We start from the raw sequence: 23,367 nt of genomic DNA, 5'->3' as shown, positions 1-23,367 counted from the left end.
TGCCCGATGGTCCAGAGGCTCCGCCCCATGCGACGAATAGCGCTACATCATTGGGCTAAGGGTGAAACAACGACCCCACGAAATAGGCAATCATGGCCGCCGCACCGCCGATGGCAAACGTCTCCAGACCCGAGCGCCACCACGGAGTCAGCGACCACCGGCTTTTCAGCGCTCCGATGGCAAAAAACACCCCCATCGTCATACAGACAGAGAGAGTGAAAGCGTTGTCCAGAGCCAGCAGAAACGGCAGCAGAGGAACCATCCCGGCTACCAGAAAGGCTAGAAACGTGGCCATCGCTGCCTTCACCGGATGCGGATCGACGCTGCCAAGCCCGTATTCGCCCTCGATCATCAGGTTGATCCAGTTTTCGCGGTCCGCGGTGATAGCCTCTGTCGCATCTTCCAACACCTGCCCAGACAAACCTTTCTGCGCAAGGATCTCGCGCACCTCATCGCGTTCGCCATCTGGGTAGAGCGCGATGTGACGCTGTTCGATTGCTCGAATGCGCTTGATATTGTCCAGTTCGGCCTTGGTGCCTGAATAGTTGCCAACGGCCATCGAAAACCCGTCAGCCAGTACATTTGCCAAGCCCAGAGCGACAATTACGAATGACGACAACCCGGCACCGGCAACACCAGCAACGATCGCAAATGTGGTGACCGACCCGTCTATGCCCCCATACACGATGTCACGCAAAACGCCCCGCCCGGGCGGGTCGCTAATTCTCTGTTCGATTTCCTGCTGGCTGTGACCGTGATCTGTCATGGCTCGCTTTCTGTCACATTCACTGTGACGAATGGCGTGCCATACCGCTTTGCGTCAGATCAAGTCTTACTGAACAGCCCCTGCAACGCCCTTTTGATCATTGTGCGGACCGACGGCTTGTGACGATCTGAGAAAGGCAAGGGTCGACACACTTCCATCGCGGCCACTCCGACGCGGGCGCTGAGGGCACCGTTCACCAAACCTTCACCAAAGCGGCGCGACAATTTGCTGAGGACCGATCCACCCAGAACAGGCTCCAGCAGATCGTCACCGACGGCCACCGCACCGGTCGCCACCAGATGCACGAAAACGGCGCGCGTCAGGCGCCAGCTGCCCAGAAACCCGGCCCGCCCGCCATAGATCTCGGCCACCCGTCGGATCATTCGCAGTGACGCCGCAAGGGCCGTGACCACATCCGCCAAGGCCAAAGGTACCAAGGCCGTGACCGTGGCGACCTGGCGGGCAGCTGCCTCAACTTCGCGACTGGCGGCGGCGTCCAAGGGGGCCAGCAGCTCATCCTCGGCCAAAGCCAAAAGACCAGCGGCGTCGAATTGTTCTGACATTCGCTCGGACAGCCGATCACGGCCCCATTTGGTCTCATCCCGGCCCTTGTAGAATGCAATCAAGTGGGTTGTGACCGCCCGCGCCTTGGTCAGATCAGCATCCGCCAAGGCCTCATCCGCTGCGCGGCGCAATCCGTCAACGCGGGACAGGCGGCCAATTGCAGCCAGTTCCCGGACGGCGATGATCAGCGCAACAAGGACCAAAGCTGCGATCAAACCGGTGACAACCCAGCCCAGAATGGGCGCGCGTGCGATCAGCGAGGTCGCGAAATCCCATGCGGCGACCGAAATCGCAGCCCCGACTACCGCCAGCGCCAACCCCCAGAACCAACGCGCCAAGGCTGAGGGTTTGCGGGCGGCAAATCGCGCCGCGCTTTGCATAGCCTGCCCTTGAGGTACCGCCAGATCGGGCACCGGAGGGGCCTTGGCCACGTCGGCGGCGGGCTCATCTGTTTCGAGGTCGATCAGGACCGGGCCTTTAGCCATTCTCTGCCCCTTCACTACGCCAGACATATTTGATGTCAGGCAGGTTTTCATCGTTGTCCGCCCCGTCGCTTCGGGCGACCTCGGCAAAGCCGTTGCGTTCATAGAACCTGCAAGCGCCGGTGTTGGCCTGAAATGCAAACAGCGTCAGCCGCGAGTGCTGCGCCTTCGCATGATCGAGCAACCGCTTGCCGATCCCCTGCCCGCGCGCAGCAGGCGTCAAGTACAGGGAATGCACATCCGTTCCGTTCAGGGCCAAAAATCCAACCACTGTGTCCGAGACCTCAGCGACTGTAACCCAGCTTTGATCAATCATACGGCCGCAAAATGCGATGGTCTCAGCGCAACTGTGGAGGTCGGGAATCCAGTCATTCTCACGCGAAAACCCGTGCAAGATTTCCCCGGTTGCACCGGCATCGGTGCTGCGGGCGGGGCGGAGGGTAACCGTCACAGCCGGTCTCCGATCAGGAACTGCGCGGCGCGGTCCAACCGGATATGCGGCGGGCCGTCGCCCGGGCGTAGCGTCAACTGGGCCGGGGCGAAAGCCATGAAACCATAATCATCGCCAAGCCACGCCTCGGCCCCGTTCCGGGCCGGGCCGAGCAGATGGGATGGATCATTCGGCAGCTCTCCGGGGTAGAAGGCAGCTTGTTTGCCACTGTTCAATAGTGTTCCCCGAACGCAGGGCAATTCCGTTCCGTTGTGGTTGCGCATTTCTTCGGTCGTGGCGCGCAGCGAGGCCAGCGACAGGGCTGCCGTTTCAGCACCAGCGAAGCTCGCCCGATCCCGTGCTTCACGGGTCAGGGCCTCCATGATCGCGGTCAGGCGCGGGTGTTGCGTGTGGTGCAGATGGTCGGCTTTGGTGGCTGCAAACAGAATGCGTTCAACCCGTTTGCCCAGCAACAACTGGCTGAGCCACGCGTTGCGCCCCGGACGGAAGGCCGAGAGGATATCGCCCATGGCGCGGCGCATATCCTCGACCGCTTGCGGGCCTTTGTGGATTGCGCCCAACGCATCGACCAGCACAACCTGACGGTCGATGCGTGAGAAATGATCGCGGAAGAAGGGCTTCACCACTTGAGATTTATAAGCCTCATAGCGCCGCTCCATCTCGCGCTGCAGGGTGCGACGGCGCGAGGGTTCGGACACAGGCAAAGGCGCAAAAGTCAGAACCGGAGAGCCTGCCAGATCGCCCGGCAACAAAAAACGACCCGGCGTGCAGTCGTAGAAACCAGCGTCCCGCGCGGTGTTCAGATAGGTCGTGAACGCAGCGGCCAGAGCCTGCGCGGTCGGCTCGTCATGCGTTGCCGTCAGATCGGTGCCACGAGCCTGCGCCAGAAACTCGGCCGCCTCGGGACGGTTTACGATGCGCGACAGCGTCTCCTGCGACCAGTCCGCGTAGGATTTGTCCAGCAGCGCGAGGTCCAGAAGCCACTCGCCGGGATAGTCCACGATGTCCAGATGAACGGTGCGCGGTCCCTGAAGCCCTGCCAGCAATCCGGCCGGTCGCGCCTTGAACGACAGGCGCAGCTCGGACACGGCGCGTGTGCTTTCGGGCCAGTGCGGTTGTGGGCCTGTGAGGTCGGAGAGGTGAGATTCGTAGTCGAACCGCGGGACCGTGTCGTCTGGCTGCGGTTGCAAGTAGGCCGCGTTGATGCGCCCCTCTTGCTGCGCAACCAGGCCGCTCATGCGGCCCCGGTCCAGCAGGTTTGCCACCAGCGACGTGATGAAAACCGTCTTGCCTGAGCGCGCCAGACCGGTGACGCCCAGACGGATGACAGGCTCGAAAAACGTCTCGGACACGCTGTCGCCGATGGATTCGACGCCGCGCACAAGACTGTCTGCCAGGGATGAGATGACCAAATTGTCGCCCCGCAATAATCGTTTCGCCCAAGATAGGTAGCCGCTGCCGGACATGCCAGCGCTTTCGCCCCCTTGCCCGTTTGCGCGTCGCGCGCTACCAGCGGCCCATGCCCAGATATGCTTTGAAAGTCGAATACCAAGGGGAGCCGTTTGCCGGATGGCAACGCCAGAAAGAGCTGCCCTCGGTGCAAGGGGCCATTGAGCACGCCCTATCCCGCATCCAGCCGGGCGATCACACCATTGCTGCCGCAGGGCGCACCGATGCGGGTGTGCATGCGCTGGGGCAAGTGGCGCATTGCGATCTGGTCAAGGAGTGGGATCCGTTCCGCCTGTCCGAGGCGTTGAACTATCACCTCAAGCCGCAGCCGGTGGCGATTGTACAGGCTGCTCGGGTCGATGATGACTGGCACGCGCGTTTTACGGCGGCTGAACGTCAATACCTGTTCCGCATTCTAATACGCCGCGCGCCTGCGACCCATGACAAAGGGCAGGTTTGGCAGATCAACCATCAGTTGGATGTCGAGGCTATGCAGGCGGGCGCGAATATGTTGATCGGGCGGCATGATTTCACCACTTTCCGATCCTCAATCTGTCAGGCGGCTAGTCCGGTGAAAACTCTGGATGAGTTGCGGGTGGAGCAGGTGCAGGGCTTCTCTGGCCCCGAGGTGCATTTTCACGTGCGCGCTCGGTCATTCCTGCACAATCAGGTGCGCAGCTTTGTGGGAACGCTTGAACGTGTTGGCGCGGGGACGTGGTCGCCCGAGGATGTGCGCGACGCGCTAGAGGCCGAAGATCGCGCCGCCTGCGGGCCGGTTTGCCCGCCGCAAGGGCTGTATCTGGCGCGGGTTGGCTATCCTGATCCGGTTTTCTAGATCGCTTTAAATCGCGCGCAACAACAGACCGCTTGCAATCACGACAATCACAAGCCCTGCCACCAGTTCGATGGTCGGGGCCAGTATCGACGCAAATCGGGTGGCCGAGGCCGAGGCAAGCAACCCACCCCGCAGGCCAAAGGACGTCCAGCCGACCAGCGTTGTGACAGTCGCGGTGCCCAGCGCCATCGCGAAAGCTCCGGCAATTCCGACCATGGCGATTCCCATCTGCCAGGTCAGGATCAGCACGAACAATGCCCCAGTACAGGGGCGCGCAGCGATGCCCGCGATCAGCACGAGCGCCTCACGCAGTGACCCGACATTGGCGACCTCTTCCGCGCTAGGGCCATGGCGATGGCCGCAATCCGAGCAAACGTCATCATGGTGATGATGGTGGTGCTCGTGTTCCTCATGGTGGTGGTTGTGGTGATGCCCATGCTCGTGAGAATTCCCCTGCGCGGCATCGCTGCGGGACCGTCGCGCGAAGCTGCGCATCCCGCGAAAAACCAGCCACAAACCAATGGCCGCGATGGCAGCATAACTAATCGGCGCCATAACCTGCTCGGTCGTGCCCACAAGCGTCTCACGTGACAACTGGAAAATCAGCACCCCAGCATAGACCAGAACAACTGCTGTTACGGCCTGCCCGAGGCTCGACAGCACGCTGATCGCCGACAAGCGCCAGAAGGCGACCTGACGGCCCAGACCGTAGCCTCCGATCAGGACCTTGCCGTGCCCCGGACCAATGGCATGAAAGAACCCGTAGGCGAAACAAACTGTCAGCAGAGTTGCCACGGCCTGAGGTTGTTCGGCTCGGGCCGCCCGAAGGGCACGCGCGATCTGATTCTGAAATTCTCGCTGTTCGCCAGCCGCCCAGGCAGCAAGGCTGTCAAACCCGCCGCTGCCCCAGAACCACAAAAGCAGGCCACAGGCGATGGCAACGGGAACAATCAGGTATTTGGACATGAAATCAAAATCTCGGTCGCAAAGCTTTCGCCGACAAGCGGGATATCGTTTTCCTCAAGATCGTATTCTGCATCGAGGGTCAGCAGAAAGGCCTGCATCTGCGCCAATTGGCCGTCGATATCCGGATCAATCCGTTCGAGCAGACAAGTTGCCGGGCCGGACACGATGACAGGGCGGGTGACGTCGTAGGCGGTGTAATAGGTTTCATCGAAGGCCTTTGCCGAAATCGCTTCGGCCGGGACAGAACCGCCCTCGACGGCGCGCAGATGAGTGGTGACGATGCGACCATCCTCGGTCGTGGCATGCGGCTCCAAGGGGCCGGACAAGGCAACCGGGGCACCGGCAGCGGTCACAACCAGATCGCCGTTGTAGCCTTCCATCCATTGCGCATCAAAACCGGTCAGGAACTGCTGCTCACTTTCGGTCAGCGCGCCGTCGCCATCCTGATCCAACCTCATGTCCTCCAACTGTAGCAGGGAGAACAGCTCATCATAGGCCCAGGTCACGCGGACATGGGTTAGTTGTCCGGCTTCGTCCACGATGAACTCCAACCCCGTGTCAATAAAGACATGTGGGTGGGCCAAGGCCGGGATCGGTAGGCAGCAGGTCAAGAATGGGAACAACCATCGCATAAGGGCAAGATAGGCGTCGAAGTACGCATCGGCAATGCGATTTACGGTCTCGATGCAGAAACTGGCCGACCGATCACTTGGGCGGGAAAAGAACGATCGTTTGCAGGGCTGTCCCAACGGGTCCCTGCCTATCATGCAGCACCGACTGAGACATCCCGATCCCCGAGGGCTGCCAATGCGAAATGGATTGAGAGGCCAACCAGTCCGAGGTGGGCTCCCGGTGGATGTTGATGGTCAGATCGGTGTTCATGAACCCCATCTCAGCCGTTGGGGCATTCCATGAGATTCCATTGCCGCAATCCCCCAAGGCACAGAGCGATTGGATGGGGGATTGCACCTCGCCCTCCAACAGGTTCGGGGTCCGCATCCACACGGTTTTCGGCCCTACTCCGTGCCTGTCCCCCGCCCCGTATCTGATATCGCTAAAATGTGCGAAACCGGGCAGGTCATGGCGCACCTCTCCGATCGGGAAAGGGCCTTCGACCGCATCTTCGAACCGCAATGGCCGCGTTTCGACATTGGGCACATCGCCCAAGTCCCGGCGCACCACATGCATCGTGGTTGCGGTTGCGCACAGGGTGTCGTCCAGATCATGCACCGTCACTCGTGTGGTCCCGAGCGTTCTGGTATGGCGCGTGGTCTCAGCCGCCACGCGCAGCCCGGCAAGGGGCAAAGGGCGCAGCAGATCAACGGTCAAGCGAGTCAGCATCTTCTCGGGCCCGATCTCGGTTTCAGCCGCGCGTACGATCAGGCCGCTCACCGGCCCTGCGTGACAATGCTCCGCCGACCAGGGACCGCGCGCCGGATCATTGCCGACAAAAGCCCCGTCCTCTCGCTGATGAAAATAGGAGAGATCTTCGAAATCATAGGTAGCCATCCTGGGCGTCAGACCTTCTCCTGAGTGTATTTCCTAAGCTCCGCACGCGCGACCTGACGGCGATGAACCGCGTCCGGCCCATCGGCGAGGCGCAATGTGCGGACATGGGTCCAGGCATTGGCCAGCGGGGTATCCTGACTGATCCCCTGCGCCCCGAACATCTGCACCGCTTCGTCAATCACTTTCAGCGCGACTTGAGGCGCGATCACCTTGATCTGGCTGATCCATGGCGCCGCCGCCCGCGCGTCACCCTGATCCATGTACCACGCTGCTTTCAGGCACAGCAGGCGGGCCATTTCAATCTCCATCCGGCATTCGGCGATGATGTCGTAATTGGCCCCAAGCTGCGCCAGCTTCTTGCCGAACGCCTCACGCTGCAGCGACCGTTTGCACATCTGCTCAAGCGCGCTTTCGGCCTGCCCGATCGCGCGCATGCAGTGGTGAATGCGACCCGGTCCCAACCGACCTTGCGCGATTTCGAACCCGCGCCCTTCACCAAGCAGGATGTTTTCGGCGGGGATGCGGACGTTGGTGAACCGGATGTGCATATGCCCATGGGGTGCATCGTCGTGGCCATAGACTTCCATCGGCCGCAGGACCTCGATCCCTGGTGCATCAGCTGGCACCACAACCATGGACTGGCGCTGATGCTTCGCCTGATCCGCGCCCCCTGTTTTGACCATCACGATGTAAACCTTACAGCGTGGATCGCCCGCACCCGAGGACCACCATTTCTCACCATTGAGAACATAGTCATCCCCGTCTCGCACACAGGACATTGACACATTTGTCGCGTCAGAAGAGGCCACGTCCGGCTCGGTCATCAAATAGGCCGAGCGAATCTGGCCTTCGAGCAGAGGCTTCAGCCACTGCTCTTTCATCTTCTCGGTGCCGTAACGCTCGAACACCTCCATGTTTCCGGTGTCGGGGGCCGAGCAGTTGAATACCTCGGCCCCAAGGGGCGTCTTGCCCATCTCTTCGGCAAAATAAGCGTATTCGACCGTTGTGAGACCAAAACCTTTTTCGCTGTCGGTCAGCCAAAAGTTCCACAGCCCGTCCGCTTTGGCCTTGGCTTTCAACCCCTCAAGAATTTCCGCCTGACGGTCGGTGTACTGCCAACGGTCTCCCTTGCCGATTTCGACCTGATATTCCTCTTCCAGCGGCATGATCTCATCGCGAATCATATCTGCGACGCGCTGCAAAAGGGCGCGGTTTTCCTCGCGCAAGCCGAATGACATGTTCATGAACGCTCCTCCGTTGCCCATCGGTTCGGGCTTTACCTTCGCCTGAAGAATGGCTTAGCTGCCCGGACCCTGTCCAGTTCCGTGACGGAACGTCACCTCCATCTATTTCCAATACATGAGGCACCCATGGCACTTTTGATCGAAACCGGCCTGTCCAACTGGATCAGCGATGCGGATTTGGCCAAAGAGGTCCTGCACCAGTCGCCCGACGCTGATGTCCGCACCCCGGACACGATCGGAGATCCGACCGAAATCACCATGGTGGCGGTCAGCACGCTACAGGATGCGCATCTTGAGCGCCTGCCCAACCTCAAACTGGTGCAGAAACTGGGCGCTGGCGTGGAAACCATCGTAGGCAACCCAAAATTGTCCGATCATATCCGCGTCGCACGCCTGAGGCCAGACGCCCCGGCACAAGAAATCGCCGAGTGGTTTCTGGCCCATATCCTCCGCGCCCAGCGCCATTTGGGAGACTACGAAGCCGCCCAGCGCCAGTCTGAATGGTCGCCAAAAGCGCCGCGCATCACGTCAGACACAAAGGTCGGTGTACTGGGTCTTGGCACTATCGGTACGCGCACGGCCCTCATGCTGAACGGCCTTGGCTTTCAGGTCATGGGATGGAGCCGGTCACCCAAGCAAATTGACGGCGTGACCTGCCTACACGGTCAAGATGCCCTGCCCGAACTGCTTGGTCAGTGTGACTACGTCTGCGCCATTCTACCCTCGACCCCGCAAACCGTTGGACTGTTTGGTGCCGACATATTAGCGGCGATGAAGCCCGGCAGCTATCTGCTGAACGCAGGGCGCGGCGATCTGATTGACGAGACCGCATTGATCGTTGCATTGGACGCAGGCACACCCGGCCATGCCGTTCTGGATGTCACTTCTCAGGAGCCTTTACCGCAGGACAGTCCTCTTTGGCAGCATCCTTGCGTGACGATCACGCCCCATGTCTCGGGCTGGCATCTGGGGGATGCGCTTGCAGATGTGGCCAGGAATTTCGAACGGCTATCCTCGGGCCAGCCGCTGCTGCATGAGATCGACCGAGGCAGGGGCTATTGAAGCGAATCAGGGCGTCAGCAACCAGTTCCCACTGGCGTCCTTGCACCTGCGCGTTCGAATCTGCCGGTTCTGCTCATCTCCGCCCGGTTCAACGGAATGCTGTAACGAAACACAATTCCCCTGTACCGCAGCGATACGCACGGTGCCTTTCGAACCGGTCGCGTCATTGGTCCATGCTCGCTCTTGCCCAACGGCCGGAGCGCCGCTGGTCAACAACGCGGTCGAGGCCGCGCTGAGCACTTCGAAATCCTGCGGGCTGAGGCCCATTTCCGCAATAATCCGTGACAAAGGCTTGGCCTGAACCGCCCCAACCGTCAGAATTACAGCTGCCAAAACCAAAGAAATCCGGGCTTTCATCTGTGCCTCACATGACTGAAATCAATTTGTCCTCAAGGATATACCCCAGCGCGGGCCGGGCCAAGCCCCGAGCGGTTGCACCTTCAGAAAATCAAAATTGAGCGCCTGAAACGCGCAAAGGTTCTGCGAATTTGACCCGAAAGGGTTCACAGCAGCGACTAAATCTGGTGAAATCAGGGAAATTCTCATTTGAATGTAGGAGTTTGCATTATGACCCTGCGCCTGCCCCTTTTGGCCCTGGCCGCGGTTGCCACTTTGACCGTCGCGCCAAGCGCCCCTGCCATCGCCAAGGAAGAGACCAAGTCCGTCGTGGTTCTCAGCCGCACATGGGCGGTGACCCAAGTCGCCGAAGAGCCGGTGATCTACCGCGCCACGCGGGACAACAACAACCTCAACCCGTTTGGCCCACCACCGCGCCTGCGGACCCTGCAGGCCATTGCTGCAATTCAGCAGGCCACCGGCTGCAGGCCCATCGTGGCCAGCATGTATCAGAACATCTCGGGCCAGTTTTTCTCGCAGGTTAGCTGCAACTGAAATTGGTACAATACTTTCATTGAGGTCGCCTAAGACGCCTGCCATAGCTTGCGCATGAAACTCGCGATCAATGGATTCGGCCGTATTGGCCGCACGATCCTGCGGCAGGTTCTGGCCTTGCCGCAAGGATCGGATATTGAGTTGGTGCTGATCAACGACATCGCACCGCTGGCAACCTGTGCTTACCTGTTCAAATACGACAGCACCTTCGGCCCCTATGTCGGAGAGGTCTCTGAGGGAAACAGCGCACTGGTCGTGGATGGGCAGGCCATCCCCATGACCCACAGCTCGGATCTTGCAAATATCGACCTGTCTGGCGTGGATGTCCTGCTGGACTGCACCGGCATCGCGCGGACATCCGACGTGGCACGACGCGGATTGGCCGCCGGGGCGGGCAAAGTGCTGATCTCCGGCCCCTCTCCCGCCGCCGAGGTGACCGTGGTCCTTGGCGCCAATGAGGATCAATTGGGCGGCGCTCATGTCGTCTCGAACGCGTCCTGCACCACCAACGGGCTGGCGCCTCTGGTCCGGGTTCTGGATGACATCGGCGGGATCACCACGGGCCACATGACGACGATCCACTGCTATACTAACAGCCAACCGATGGTGGATGCCCCGCGCGGTGACCTTGCCCGCTCGCGCGCAGGTGCGCTGTCGATGGTCCCAACCACGTCAAGCGCGATTCACTTGATCGATGTCGTACTACCGCATTTGGCCGGGCGCATCTCAGGCGCGGCGGTACGGGTGCCAACGGCCAGTGTTTCGGCCATCGATCTAATCGTCACACTGGACCACAGCTTTGACGCAGAGACCTTCGACAAGGCCCTGCGCGATCGCATCAACGCGTCGCCGGTTCTGGGGTGGACCGATATGCCGCTGGTCTCCTCCGATCTGCGCGCCCGCCCCGAGTCGCTGGTCATCGCCGGGCCAGAGACCCGCATGGTCGGCGCGAACCAGGTCCGCGTCTTTGGCTGGTACGACAATGAATGGGGCTTCTCCGCGCGTATGCTGGACGTCGCCCGTTTGATGACCGCCGCCTGACCCGTCGCAACCGCAGCGCGCCCCGCGCGCTGCCTGGCCCAACCGGGTTGGGTGCATCTATGATGCGACCAAACCGGGCGGGAACCGCCCCAAGCCGTCGACCCTGACGCAACACAACTGCGGACCTTATTCACTAGCCACACATCAAAAGCCTTTTCCTGAACGGCCTCAAATGCTCTAACATGAATTTAATCGACCGCGATCCGACAGCGCGGTCGAATAGTATTCGAGTTGAGGCAGTTGGAGCCATTTGATGCAGGGCAGCAGACCGCAACGCCGTCTGACGGGTTGGCTTTTGGCCGCTATGACAGCTTTGGCCCCAACCGGCCTTATGGCCCTTGAAACCAGTCTTGTCGCACCAGGGGCCTCAAAAGAGTTAAGAGAACGCATTGAGGAGACTTCGTCCGTCACGACCGCCGACTCCCGTGGTCTGGACACACCTCTGGAAATCCTCTCAGCTGCCCTGTCCGACTACCGCACCATTGTTCAGATTCTGTACGACGAGGGCTATTTCAGCCCCGTGGTCAGTATCAAACTGGACGGCAAAGAAGCGGCAGACCTCAGTACCCTGAGCGTTCCCGCACAAATTAACCGCGCCGTGATCACCGTCGAAACTGGCCCAAGCTTTCGGTTCGGAAAGGCAATCGTACAGCCCGTCGCCCCGGACACCGTCCTGCCGGAAGAGTTCGCGCCGGGCAAACTGGCCACTACAGGGGCAATCCAACAGGCAACCTCGGCCGGGGTGCAGGGGTGGAGAGACGCTGGTCACGCAAAGGCAGAACTTGCGAACCAAACCATCATCGCCCGCCATGCGCAGGCCCAACTGGACGCACAGATTGATCTGGACCCGGGGCGTCGCCTGACTTTCGGCAGAATGTTCATCAAGGGCAACACTGACGTCAAACACCGTTCCATCGAAGATATCGCAGGCTTCCCAAGCGGTGAGGTCTACTCTCCCGCCAAAATCCAGAAAGTCGGGACGCGCCTGCGCCGGACCGGTACCTTCAGCGTTGTCTCGATTACAGAGCGCGAAACCCCCAACCCCGACGGCACACTGGATTTCGATGCCACCTTCGAAGACCTGCCCAAACGCCGCCTGACCTTCGGGGTCGAACTGGCCTCTCGCGATGGGTTGGATGTGACGGCCACATGGACTCACCGTAACGTTTTTCGCCGGGCCGAGCGGCTACGATTTGAAGCCGCCCTGCGCAACATTGGCGGGGCCGAGGATTTGGACGGGCGGATCGGTTTAAGACTGGACCAACCCGACCGACTAGGACCCGACGACAATACGTTCTGGAACGCTCTGCTAGAGCGACGCAACACGGAAAACTACAACGTCACCGTCGCCTCACTGGCCTATGGTGCGCGGCGCACGTTTTCAGACAGGCTCTATGCCGAAGCGTCTGTCGGTTTTCAGTGGTCCGATGCCGATGACGCCTACGGAGATGGGCGAAAATTCCGATACTTCATAATCCCCTTTCGGTCAGAATGGGACGAGCGCGATAGCAAGATCAGTGCGACACGCGGGTTTTATCTGGACGCGCAGGCCACCCCCTTCGCCGGGCTCTCCGGAACCGAAAGTGGCATTCGCCTCTTCGGAGACGGACGGGCCTACACCAGTCTGGGTACTGGCGGAAAACTGGTCTTGGCCGGGCGCGTTCAAATCGGGTCTGTCATTGGCCCATCAGCGGATGGGGTAACGCCGGACTTCCTGTTCTTCTCGGGCGGCGCGGGAACCGTACGCGGGCAGCCGTTTGAAAGCCTCGGTATTCCGGTGGGAACCGGCATCGCAGGCGGCAAATCGTTTCTGGGCTTTTCCGGCGAGGTACGCGGCAAAATCACCGAAAGCCTGTCGCTGGTCGGGTTCTACGACTACGGTACCGTGGATACATCTTCGTTCATTGGCAGCGATGCAGAGAATCACGCCGGTGCCGGTCTGGGTGTGCGCTATGATCTGGGGGGATTCGGACCACTACGCTTCGATCTGGCCTACCCGGTTCAGGGCGATACCGGCAACGGGCTGCAATTCTATATCGGGATTGGACAGGCATTTTGAAACGCTACCTCGCATATCCGCTGCTGATCGGCACGCTGATCTGTGTGCCCCCAGCCCTGCACGCCCAAGAGGACGTAGGCGGCAGCATGATCGAGCGGTTCCTGCAGGATACGCTGTCGGGGGATGACCAGAACGTCACCGTCAAAGGTCTGCAAGGCGCGCTGAGCTCCCGCGCCACCATTGCCGAGATCACGGTGGCCGATGATGAAGGCGTCTGGCTGACCATCAGGGATGCGGAACTAGACTGGAACCGTCTGGCGCTGATCCGGGGGCGGTTCTCGGTCAACGCGTTGACCGCACAGGAAATCGACATCGCCCGTGCCCCTGGCACCACGACCAAGGAGGCCCCGCCCCCTTCGGCCGAGACCACACCGTTCCAGCTGCCCGAACTGCCCGTTGCCATCGAAATCGGAGAGCTTCGGATTGATGAGCTGGCCTTGGGCGAGCCCTTGATCGGCGTCGCCGCTGACCTGAACGTCACCGGCAACCTGTCGCTGGCTGATGGAACATTGGATACCAGCCTCGACATCACCCGTCTGGACCGTGCCGGAGACGAAATCACCCTCAAAGCCAGTTTCCAGAATTCCAGTAGCCAAATTGACCTGGATTTGAGCGTTGTCGAGGCCTCGGGCGGCCTCATCTCAACCGCGTTGAAAATCCCCGACAGCCCACCTATTGGTTTGACGGCCAAAGGCTCTGGCCCGGTGACGGACTTCACCGCAGATATCAGCCTGAGCAGTGGCAACCAGCCGCGTGTGTCGGGTCAGGTGCGTCTGCGTGCCGCCGAAAGCGGTGCAGCGGATGGGATCGCGTTCACCGCCGATCTGGGCGGTGACCTGACGCCCTTTGTCGCCAGCGATATGGATGTATTCTTTGGCACCGAAACGCGACTTTTTGTCGATGGCCAGACCCAGCCGGAAGGCGCGCTGAACATCAGTGATCTGGAATTCACGTCTCAGGCGCTGAAACTGGAAGGTCAGTTAGAGCTAGCCTCGGGCGGCACCTTGCAACTGGCCGCTCTGCAGGGTCGCATTACCCCACCTGAGGGCGACAAGGTGGTCCTGCCCGTCTCGGGCGGCGGGACGTCGATTGAGGCCGCGCAAATCTCGGCCCTGTTCGACCAGCAGAACGGCAATCTGTGGGACCTGAGCCTGACAGCCAATGGGCTGACCACAGACCAGATCAGCCTGCGGCGCGCACAAATTGCGGCTCAAGGGAGATTGGAACAGGGGGATGCCCTAAGCGTGGATGGTGATCTGCAAGCCGCGCTTGACGGTCTGGATCTGTCCGACCCCGCCCTGAACACCGCGATTGGCGACCGGATCACGCTGGACGGCGTGTTTGAATATGGCAGCGACGAGACGCTGAACCTATCCGGGTTTGAGTTGATCGGGGCGGACTACACACTTGATCTCGACGCGCTGATCAGCGGGCTGACCAGCGGCCTGAACATCGACGGTTCGGCGAAGCTTGACGCCTCCGACCTTTCGCGGTTCTCGGATCTGGCCAAGCTTGACCTCGGCGGAGAAGTCTCGGCCACCGTGGCAGGCAGCGGCTCTCCGCTGGAGCGCAGTTTTGACGGGAAAGTCACCGTCAAAGGCAGCGATCTGTCCACGGGTCGAGACGACATCGATCCGGTGATTGCGGGCGAGACCACGATCACACTGGACGCAAAACGCGGCTCGGACGGCGTGACAATCCGGGACTTCACATTGATCGCAGATGCCGCCCGGGCACAGGCGGCAGGCACCGTGACGACACCCGATGGGAACCTGTCCATTGACGGGCAAGCAACGGTCAGCGCGCGCGATTTGTCCGTTTTCTCGGGTCTCGCCAAGCGAGATCTGGGTGGGTCGGTGCAGGCCAGTCTGAACGGCAAAGGCACAGTCCAGACGCTGGAGTTTGACGGCACGGCCAGCGTGACGGCGCGGGATATCAAGACAGGGATGGATGATTTGGATCCGCTTCTGGCTGGTCAGACCTCAATCGAGTTCGATGGTGCACTGTCGCAAGAGCAGATCGAGATTCGTCAGGCCACGATCAACGGGCGCGCTCTGACGGCCGAAGCCGCTGCGACGATCACAGATCCCACCGGCGATTTGGCCGTCGACGGACAAGCCAAGGCGAGCGTGCCGGACCTATCGCTGTTCTCTGGCCTTGCCGGGCGCGACCTGGCGGGGTCTGTGATGGCGGATCTGCAAGGCAAAGGCGCGATGGGCAGCAAGCTGTTCGATGTGCAGGGCACGGCCGAGGCCAATGACATCCGCACTGGGATCGACCAATTGGATGCACTGATCTCGGGTCGCACGACTCTGAATGTGGATGCTGCAAACACCGACGCAGGCATGAACATCCGCACGTTCCGGCTGAACGGGACCGCACTCACAGCCAATGCCTCGGGCCAGCTTGATCGTGAATCAGGCGGGCTGAACTTTTCGGCGATGTTGGATGACCTCAGCCGCCTATCCACTACGTTGTCTGGTCCTTTGAAATTGGATGGCAACGTCGCGCCTACTCAGTCGGGGCTCGAAGGCACTACACGTTTGCAAGGACCTGACAGCTCATATCTGAACGTTGCCGGAACGGTTGAGACGGATGGCTCGGCAGATCTGGACTACGACGCCAAGTTCAACCGGATCGAACGCTTTGTACCGGACTTCCCCGGCACAGTGACGGCCGAAGGCACTGCGAAACGCGACAATGGAGTCTGGACGATCTCCTCAAACGCGACAGGCCCCGCGGATCTCAGCACCGAGCTGTCCGGAACGTTCGATGAGGGTACGGGTCTGGCAGATGTAACTGCCCAAGGTGGGATCAATCTGGGTATCGCCAATGCATTCATCACGCCTAACAAGATTGAAGGCTCAGCCCGATACAACCTGGCGCTCAAGGGTCAACCCGGGCTGGAGGCTCTGTCGGGGACGATCACAACCTCGGGCACGTCCTTTGCGATACCGACTGCAGGGCAAACGATCACTGGGATTGGCGGGTCGGTCGATCTGGCCCAAGGCCGCGCCACGATATCGATGAACGGGGCTATGCGCGCGGGTGGGGGGTTCACCGTCAGCGGACCCGTCGACCTGACCCCGCCGTTTAACGCGCAGATCACAACGACGTTGAACAACCTCGTGCTGACCGACCAGCTGCTCTACGAGACCACGCTGAACGGTCAGATCGTGCTGGCGGGCGCTCTGACAGGCAATAGCAACCTGGCGGGGCAGATCACATTTGGTGAAACTAACATCAACCTCGCCGCCGCATCGGGCGCCGTCGGCGCAGCTCCGATCCCCGAAATACAGCATATCAACGAAAGCCGCCTGGGCTATGTCACCCGCGAACGGGCGCAACTGATCCCCAAGGAAGAGCAAAGCAAAAGCAACTCGCGCATTGCGCTGGATATCAGTCTGCTGGCCCCAAAAGCCGTCTTTGTAAGAGGGCGCGGCGTGAACGCGGAACTGGGTGGGAACATCTCAATCGGTGGCACCACAACATCGGTTGTCCCTTCGGGCCAGATCGAACTGCTGCGCGGTAATCTGGACATTCTGGGGCGCAGGCTAACCCTGACCAAAGGGATCGTCACGCTGCAAGGGGACCTGACGCCCTATATCGAGTTCGAATCTTCGAGCAGCACTTCTGACGGAACCGCCACGATCGAGATCGCCGGGCCTCTGGATTCGCCCGAAGTCAATGTTTTCTCAGATCCCGAACGCCCGACCGAAGAGGCGCTGGCCATGCTGTTGTTTGGCAACAGGTTCTCGGAACTCTCACCTTTTGTCATCGCACAGATGGCGGCCTCTCTGGCACAACTTAGCGGGGCCGGCGGCGATGCGACCAAGGGCCTGCGGGACTCGACCGGTGTTGACACGGTGGATATCGGTGCGACCGAAGGCGGCGCGGGTCGCTTTGGAGCAGGAGCATATCTTGGGGACAATCTTTACACGGACTTCACCGTCAACACAGACGGCGATACCGAGGTGAACCTGAACCTGGACGTCACGGACAGCTTCACTGTCCGGGGCACTGTTGATGGGCGCGGAGAAACCGGGATCGGGCTGTTTTTCGAGCGCGACTACTAAAAGGCTACTTTCGGCGAATACCAATCGGTTGGCCGATTTCCGGTGCCAGAGGAAGCGCCTTGTGATCGGAGACCATCCGCGCCAGCCGCCTGACCGCCCAATCCGCATAAGGCGCAGACCGCCCCGTCTCGTGGCTGACATTCATGAACAGCACCTCTTGCGTGGCACACACCTTTTCATCCGGCATTGAGACCATCTGCCCGAAATAGTGCCCTCGTTTCTGATCTGCATCCAACAGCCGAAACCGAAAGTGGATCGTCATGTCCGGAGTGACCTCACGCAGGAACTGCATATGCGACTGCAGCACATAAGGCCCCTGCCCCATCGCGGCGACCTGTGGCTCACCCAGACCCAGATGATCGACCAGCAAACGTTCAAAGGCCATGTCGAACGCCACGCCATAATAGCCGACGTTCATATGCCCGTTGTAGTCGATCCAGTCCGGCTGCAAGGCAAAGCCGTGGATTTCGATCGGTGCATCATACGGACCATCATGGCCGCCAAGGGGTTGTGTATCTTGCGACATCTTTGTGATTTTCACTCCTCGGGGTCCTCAAAGATCGCGACGGCGCGGATGAACCCGGCCGACGCGCCTTTGATCTTGAAGGGAAAACAAGAAATCTCAAACCCCGTCGCGGGCAAAGTTTCGAGATTGGCTAGCTTCTCCATGTGGCAATAGCCGATCTCCATCGAGGCGCGGTGCCCCTCCCAGATGATCGAGGCATCTTTGGTTTCAGCATATTCCTGTGCGGTCAACGGGAAGGGCGCGTCCCAACTCCAGGCATCCGTGCCTGTGACGCGTACGCCGCGTTCGGTCAGATAAAGGGTTGCTTCGCGCCCCATACCGCAGCCCTTCATCAGATAGTCGGGCTGGCCATATTGCGTCCCGGCAGAGGTGTTGACGACCACGATATCCAACGGTTTCAGCGTATGGCCGATCCGTTTCAGCTCGGCTTCGACATCCGCTGCTGTGACCACGTAACCATCCTCGAAATCGCGAAAATCTAGTTTAACGCCGGGATTCATGCACCACTCCAGCGGCACCTCATCGATGGTGATCGCCCGCTCACCTTTGTCCATTGTGGAATGATGATGATAGGGCGCGTCTAGATGGGTCCCGTTATGGGTCGCGATTTGCAATCGCTCGATAGCCCAACCCTCTCCGCCAGGTAGGTCATCCTTTTGCAGGCCGGGAAAGAACGACATGACCTGCTCTGCAGTCTGGTCATGGGTCATGTACTCGATCTCAGGCAGCATGATCGGCGGGTCCGACACGATCCCGGTTTCCAGCGGAACGGACAAATCGACGAAACGGCGGGGCATCGGCAACTCCATCATGAATGACGGTGACAGGGTTGGCCGCGTGTAAGCCGCTGTCAAGACGCGAAAAAGGCGACCCAATGGGCCGCCTTTTCCGAGCGTCTGGAACGGAGTTTACTCTGCCGCGATGGCGTCTTCGATCTTTTCGACCCGGATTGCCGAGAACTTGAACTCGGGGATTTTGCCATAGGGGTCGATGGCCGAGTTGGTCAGGATATTCGCCGCAGCCTCGACATAGGCAAACGGGATGAACACCATATCTTCGGCAATCGCACGGTCGGCGCGCACCATGATCTCGATGGAGCCACGACGCGTGGTCAAGCGGATCATCTCGCCCGGTTCAATCCCCATCAGTTTCAGCGTCCGCGGATTCATCGAGCAGTTCGCCTCAGGCTCAACCGCGTCCAATACCTTGGCGCGACGTGTCATCGACCCAGTGTGCCAATGCTCCAGCTGACGGCCGGTGGTGGCGATCATCGGATACTCGTCATCCGGGGCCTCATCCGGCGGTATGACGCTGGCCGGAGTGAAACGGGCCTTGCCGTCCGCACGTGGGAAGCCATCGCCGAAAACGATCGCCTGACCCGGGTCTGTCTCGGACAGGGACGGATAGGTGATGGTCTCGGTTTCCAGACGCTCCCACGTGATGTTGTTGAGCGAGTTCATCGTCAACTTCATCTCGTTGAACACCTGCGACACGTCGGTGTAGTCCCAGTTCAGCCCAATGCGCTGCCCAAGCTCAACGGTGATCTTCCAATCCTCCCGCGCCTCACCCGGAGGGGTCACGGCCGGACGCACACGCTGGACCTGACGGTTGGTGTTCGACACGGTGCCGTTCTTCTCATAGAGCGCCGAGGCAGGCAGGATGATATCGGCATAGTTCGCCGTTTCCGTGAGGAAGATATCCTGCACAATCATCAGCTCCAACTTGGCCAGAGCGTCGCGGGCGTGGCCAACATCGGGGTCGGACATGGCCGGGTTTTCGCCCTGGATATACATCCCCTTGATGTTGCCCGCATAGGCTTGGTCAATGATCTCGGTGACGGTCAGGCCCTTCTCGTTCGAGAAGTCACGGTCGTCATTCCACACATTGTTGAACTTGGCGCGGATGTCATCGTCCATGACCGACTGGTAGTCCGGCAGGAACATCGGGATCAGACCCGCGTCTGAGGCCCCCTGCACGTTATTCTGACCCCGCAGCGGGTGCAGACCAGCACCGGGTTTACCCACATTGCCGGTCATCAGCGCAAGACTGATCAGGCAACGAGAGTTGTCAGTGCCGTGGATGTGCTGGCTAACGCCCATACCCCAGAAGATCAAACCCGCCTTGGCCTGCGCAAAGGTGCGCGCGACGCGGCGCAGCTGCTCAGGCTCGATACCACATATGGGCGACATTGCTTCGGGCGTGAACTGGCGCAGATGCTCTTTCTCAGCTTCCCAGTTCTCGGTCCAGCGGTGGATATACTGGCTGTCATAGAGCTCTTCCTCGACGATCACGTTCATGATCGCGTTGAGCATCGAGACATCGGCGCCTGGACGGAACTGCAGCATTTCGTCGGCGAACTTGCGCATGCCGACGCCGCGCGGGTCCATCACGATCAGCTTGCCGCCGCGTTTGGCGAACTGCTTGAAATAAGTCGCCGCAACGGGGTGGTTCTCGATCGGGTTCGAGCCGATGATGATCGCCACATCCGCGTTTTCGATCTCGTTGAAGGTCGCGGTCACCGCGCCCGAGCCCACGTTCTCGATCAGGGCCGCAACCGACGAGGCGTGGCACAGACGGGTGCAGTGATCGACGTTATTGTGGCGGAAGCCCTGACGGATGAACTTCTGGAACAGGTAGGCTTCTTCGTTGGTGCATTTGGCCGAGCCAAAGCCTGCAACGCTGCGCGGGTCTTCTTCGCGCAGTGCCATCAGCTTGGTGGCGGCCAGATCCATCGCCTCTTCCCAGGTCGCTTCGCGGAAATGGGTCGACAGGTTGCCCGGATCGACGTTCAGACCCTTTTCGGGCGCGTCCTCACGACGGATCAACGGCGTGGTCAGGCGGTGCGGGTGGTGGATATAGTCGAAACCAAAACGGCCTTTGACACACAAACGGCCTTCGTTGGCGGGACCGTTGATGCCCTCGACATATTTGACCCTGCCGTCCTTGACCTTTAGCGAGACTTTGCAGCCCACACCGCAGAACGGGCAGACGCTTTCGGTCTCAGAGTCGTAGTCCTTGCTGTCGCCCTTCTGCTGGTCGTCCAGCACGGTGGCGGGCATCAGCGCGCCGGTGGGGCAAGCCTGAACGCACTCACCACAGGCCACACAGGTTGAATCGCCCATCGGGTCGTTCTGGTCGAACACCACCTGCGCTGTATGACCACGACCGGCCATGCCGATCACGTCATTCACCTGCACTTCGCGGCAGGCGCGGACGCAGAGGTTACAGTTGATGCAGGCGTCCAGATTGACGCGCATCGCGACGTGGCTGTCATCCAGCAAAGGGATCTTCTCGGCCTCTTTCGCCGGGAAACGGCTGTCGCTGACATCGTTCAGCTTGGCCATGTCCCAGAAATGGCTGGAGGTGTCGTGCGCCTCTTCCGGCTGATCGGCGACCAGCAGTTCCATAACCATGGCACGCGATTTCTCAGCCCGGTCGCTGTCGGTCTTCACCACCATACCGTCTGCGGCGGGGCGAATACACGAGGCGACCAGCGTGCGCTCGCCTTCCACCTCGACCATACAGGCGCGGCAGTTGCCGTCCGGGCGATAACCCGGCTGCGGTTTGTGGCACAGATGCGGGATGGTGAACCCCTGGCCCTTGGCGGCTTCCCAGATGGTCCAGCCTTCGGGCACTGTGACATCTTCGCCGTTCAGGTTGAAGGTGACGGTCTTGGTTGGGCTTGCGTCTAGCATGGCTCTGTCTCCCTTCAGATTTCGTCAGCGAAATGTTTCATGACAAGGCGGATCGGGTTCGGGGCCGCCTGCCCCAGACCGCAGATCGAAGCATCACCCATGACCTGACACAGATCTTCCAGCAGATCGGTGTCCCACTTGTCGGCTTGCATCAGCTTGACCGCCTTTTCGCAGCCGGCACGACAGGGCGTACATTGACCGCAGCTCTCGTCTTCGAAGAACCGCAGCATGTTCAGCGCCGCGTCGCGAGCGGTGTCCTGATCGGAAAGAACCACCACGGCGGCCGAGCCGATAAAGGTGCCATGCGGTTGCAGCGTGTCGAAATCCAGCGGGATATCATCCATCGACGCAGGCAGCAGGCCCGAGGACGGACCACCCGGCTGATACGCCTTAAAGGTCTGACCTTCGGCCATGCCACCGGCAGCCTGAATCACGTCCAAAATGGTCGAGCCAGCGGGCAGCAGGTAAACACCCGGCTTCGCAACGCGACCCGAGATCGAGTAGCTGCGCAGGCCCTTGCGGCCATTCTTTTCGACCGAACTCAGGATTTGCGGCCCTTCGCGGCAGATTTTCGAGACCCAATACAGCGTCTCGACATTGTGCACCAAAGTTGGACGATTGAAGACCCCAACCTGCGCCACGAACGGAGGGCGGTGGCGTGGCAGGCCCTTCTTGCCTTCGATTGACTCGATCATCGCGGATTCTTCACCGCAGATGTAGGCACCAGCTCCCCGGCGCAGGTCGATGTAACCTTCTTCGACAATTCCGGCCTGCTCCAGCGCGGCGATTTCACGGCGCAGGATTTCAAGAACGGCCGGGTATTCGTCGCGCATGTAGATAAAGCAGGTCTCGGCCTCACCCGCCCATGCTGCGATGAGCATGCCTTCCAGGAACACATGCGGCGTGCGCTCAAGATAGTAGCGGTCTTTGAATGTGCCGGGCTCGCCCTCATCGCCGTTGACAGCCAGATAGCGCGGACCTTCATTCATGCGAACAAAGCCCCATTTCTTGCCCGACGGGAAGCCAGCACCGCCCAGACCGCGCAGGCCCGAGGACAGAACGTCTTCCTGCACCTTCTCCCAATCGCCGCCGTCGCGCAGCTCTTTCAGCTTGGCGTAGCCACCTTCGGCCTCATAGGTAGCGAAGGTTTCATAGTCAGGCAGATGCGCATGGGTGTCACCCGCTGCAATTGCGGCCTGCACCTTTTCGGGGGTCGCGTGGTCGATGTGGTTGTGGCCAATCTCAAGCACCGGAGCGGTGTCACAGCGGCCCATGCAAGGGGCGCGGACAACACGAACCTCGGCGGGGTCCAGCCCATCTTCTAGCGCTTTTTGCAATTGCTGCGCACCGGCCATCTCACAAGACAGAGAATCGCAGACACGGATCGTCAACACCGGAGGAGGCGTCTCGCCTTCTTTCACCACATCGAAATGGGCATAGAAGGTCGCAGTTTCATAGATCTCTGCCTGACCGATGCGCATTTCAACCGCCAAGGCGGCGATGTGGTCGGCGCTGATATGGCCGTGCGCATCCTGAATCAAATGCAGAAATTCGATCAGCAGATCGCGGCGGCGCGGGCGATCCCCCAACAGGCGCGCAATCTCCGCCTGTGCCTCATCTGTAAACTGACGGCCTTTGGGCGTGTGCCGCCCTTTGCCTTTACCTGACTTCCAAACGCCCTTGGGTGCGCCTGATGGCTTGGTATCTAATGGTGCCATGATGCCCTCCGATTGAGGCTCCGTGTCTCATCA

At 60.4% G+C, this 23,367-nt stretch carries 19 protein-coding genes; 6 read left to right on the top strand and 13 right to left on the bottom strand.

Going from position 1 to position 23,367, the window contains the following annotated elements; genetic code table 11:
* Positions 1-55: 55 nt before the first annotated feature.
* The 4 genes from ACRZ95_RS07050 to ACRZ95_RS07035 are packed head-to-tail and all read right to left on the bottom strand — an operon-like array spanning position 56 to position 3,675.
* Positions 56-766 carry a VIT1/CCC1 transporter family protein gene (locus ACRZ95_RS07050; RefSeq protein WP_170677006.1) on the bottom strand — a complete coding sequence of 237 codons (711 nt, stop codon included), beginning with the start codon at positions 764-766 and terminating at the stop codon, positions 56-58.
* Positions 767-825: 59 nt separating this feature from the next.
* Positions 826-1,815 carry a YcjF family protein gene (locus tag ACRZ95_RS07045; protein WP_170677004.1) on the bottom strand — a complete coding sequence of 330 codons (990 nt, stop codon included), beginning with the start codon at positions 1,813-1,815 and terminating at the stop codon, positions 826-828.
* On the bottom strand, positions 1,808-2,263 hold the full coding sequence (locus ACRZ95_RS07040) for a GNAT family N-acetyltransferase (RefSeq protein ID WP_170677002.1): 456 nt from the start codon (positions 2,261-2,263) through the stop codon (positions 1,808-1,810). Before ACRZ95_RS07040 ends, ACRZ95_RS07045 begins: the two co-directional genes overlap by 8 nt.
* Positions 2,260-3,675: a YcjX family GTP-binding protein gene (locus tag ACRZ95_RS07035; RefSeq protein WP_170677000.1), complete on the bottom strand. Its 1,416-nt coding sequence runs from the start codon at positions 3,673-3,675 to the stop codon at positions 2,260-2,262. Before ACRZ95_RS07035 ends, ACRZ95_RS07040 begins: the two co-directional genes overlap by 4 nt.
* 107 nt (positions 3,676-3,782) lie before the next feature.
* Here ACRZ95_RS07035 and truA point away from each other — a divergent pair, with 107 nt between their 5' ends.
* On the top strand, positions 3,783-4,547 hold the full coding sequence (truA, locus tag ACRZ95_RS07030) for a tRNA pseudouridine(38-40) synthase TruA (RefSeq protein ID WP_170676998.1): 765 nt from the start codon (positions 3,783-3,785) through the stop codon (positions 4,545-4,547).
* 6 nt (positions 4,548-4,553) lie between these two features.
* On the opposite strand, the gene ACRZ95_RS07025 is transcribed toward truA, so the two are convergent.
* From ACRZ95_RS07025 to ACRZ95_RS07010, 4 genes are all read right to left on the bottom strand, one after another.
* Positions 4,554-5,513 carry a HoxN/HupN/NixA family nickel/cobalt transporter gene (locus ACRZ95_RS07025; protein ID WP_170676996.1) on the bottom strand — a complete coding sequence of 320 codons (960 nt, stop codon included), beginning with the start codon at positions 5,511-5,513 and terminating at the stop codon, positions 4,554-4,556.
* Positions 5,498-6,145, bottom strand: a complete 648-nt coding sequence (locus tag ACRZ95_RS07020; RefSeq protein WP_170677298.1) for a DUF1007 family protein — start codon at positions 6,143-6,145, stop codon at positions 5,498-5,500. Before ACRZ95_RS07020 ends, ACRZ95_RS07025 begins: the two co-directional genes overlap by 16 nt.
* Positions 6,146-6,218: 73 nt before the next feature.
* The gene (locus tag ACRZ95_RS07015; RefSeq protein WP_170676994.1) at positions 6,219-7,022 is read right to left on the bottom strand and encodes a thioesterase family protein; all 804 of its coding nucleotides are present in this window, start codon (positions 7,020-7,022) and stop codon (positions 6,219-6,221) included.
* An 8-nt stretch (positions 7,023-7,030) separates the two neighbouring features.
* Positions 7,031-8,266, bottom strand: coding sequence for an acyl-CoA dehydrogenase family protein (locus ACRZ95_RS07010; RefSeq protein ID WP_170676992.1), 1,236 nt, complete (start codon positions 8,264-8,266; stop codon positions 7,031-7,033).
* 126 nt (positions 8,267-8,392) lie between these two features.
* Here ACRZ95_RS07010 and ACRZ95_RS07005 point away from each other — a divergent pair, with 126 nt between their 5' ends.
* The gene (locus ACRZ95_RS07005) at positions 8,393-9,328 is read left to right on the top strand and encodes a 2-hydroxyacid dehydrogenase (protein WP_170676990.1); all 936 of its coding nucleotides are present in this window, start codon (positions 8,393-8,395) and stop codon (positions 9,326-9,328) included.
* Between the two features lie 6 nt (positions 9,329-9,334).
* On the opposite strand, the gene ACRZ95_RS07000 is transcribed toward ACRZ95_RS07005, so the two are convergent.
* The gene (locus ACRZ95_RS07000; RefSeq protein WP_170676988.1) at positions 9,335-9,685 is read right to left on the bottom strand and encodes a hypothetical protein; all 351 of its coding nucleotides are present in this window, start codon (positions 9,683-9,685) and stop codon (positions 9,335-9,337) included.
* 210 nt (positions 9,686-9,895) lie between these two features.
* Here ACRZ95_RS07000 and ACRZ95_RS06995 point away from each other — a divergent pair, with 210 nt between their 5' ends.
* The 4 genes from ACRZ95_RS06995 (at position 9,896) to ACRZ95_RS06980 (ending at position 17,395) form a co-directional block, all read left to right on the top strand.
* Positions 9,896-10,219: a hypothetical protein gene (locus ACRZ95_RS06995; RefSeq protein ID WP_170472050.1), complete on the top strand. Its 324-nt coding sequence runs from the start codon at positions 9,896-9,898 to the stop codon at positions 10,217-10,219.
* A gap of 54 nt (positions 10,220-10,273) precedes the next feature.
* Positions 10,274-11,260 (top strand): glyceraldehyde 3-phosphate dehydrogenase NAD-binding domain-containing protein, encoded by a 987-nt coding sequence (locus tag ACRZ95_RS06990; protein WP_170676986.1) that lies wholly within the window; start codon positions 10,274-10,276, stop codon positions 11,258-11,260.
* 253 nt (positions 11,261-11,513) lie between these two features.
* A complete protein-coding gene (locus ACRZ95_RS06985; protein WP_170676983.1) occupies positions 11,514-13,319 on the top strand; it encodes a BamA/TamA family outer membrane protein in 1,806 nt (601 codons plus the stop codon).
* On the top strand, positions 13,316-17,395 hold the full coding sequence (locus tag ACRZ95_RS06980; protein WP_480554721.1) for a translocation/assembly module TamB domain-containing protein: 4,080 nt from the start codon (positions 13,316-13,318) through the stop codon (positions 17,393-17,395). Before ACRZ95_RS06985 ends, ACRZ95_RS06980 begins: the two co-directional genes overlap by 4 nt.
* 4 nt (positions 17,396-17,399) lie before the next feature.
* On the opposite strand, the gene ACRZ95_RS06975 is transcribed toward ACRZ95_RS06980, so the two are convergent.
* From ACRZ95_RS06975 to ACRZ95_RS06960, 4 genes are all read right to left on the bottom strand, one after another.
* Positions 17,400-17,936: a thioesterase family protein gene (locus ACRZ95_RS06975; RefSeq protein ID WP_480554719.1), complete on the bottom strand. Its 537-nt coding sequence runs from the start codon at positions 17,934-17,936 to the stop codon at positions 17,400-17,402.
* Complete coding sequence (locus ACRZ95_RS06970) at positions 17,933-18,718, bottom strand: cyclase family protein (protein WP_170676981.1); 786 nt, start codon at positions 18,716-18,718, stop codon at positions 17,933-17,935. The genes ACRZ95_RS06975 and ACRZ95_RS06970 overlap by 4 nt, the downstream gene beginning before the upstream one ends.
* A 111-nt stretch (positions 18,719-18,829) precedes the next feature.
* Positions 18,830-21,616, bottom strand: coding sequence for a formate dehydrogenase subunit alpha (gene fdhF / locus ACRZ95_RS06965; protein WP_170676979.1), 2,787 nt, complete (start codon positions 21,614-21,616; stop codon positions 18,830-18,832).
* Positions 21,617-21,630: 14 nt separating this feature from the next.
* Positions 21,631-23,334: an NAD(P)H-dependent oxidoreductase subunit E gene (locus tag ACRZ95_RS06960; protein ID WP_170676977.1), complete on the bottom strand. Its 1,704-nt coding sequence runs from the start codon at positions 23,332-23,334 to the stop codon at positions 21,631-21,633.
* Positions 23,335-23,367 lie beyond the last annotated feature (33 nt).

It is taken from the genome of Ruegeria sp. AI3 (genome assembly GCF_056541245.1).
This window is presented reverse-complemented; position numbering and strand designations above follow the sequence as displayed.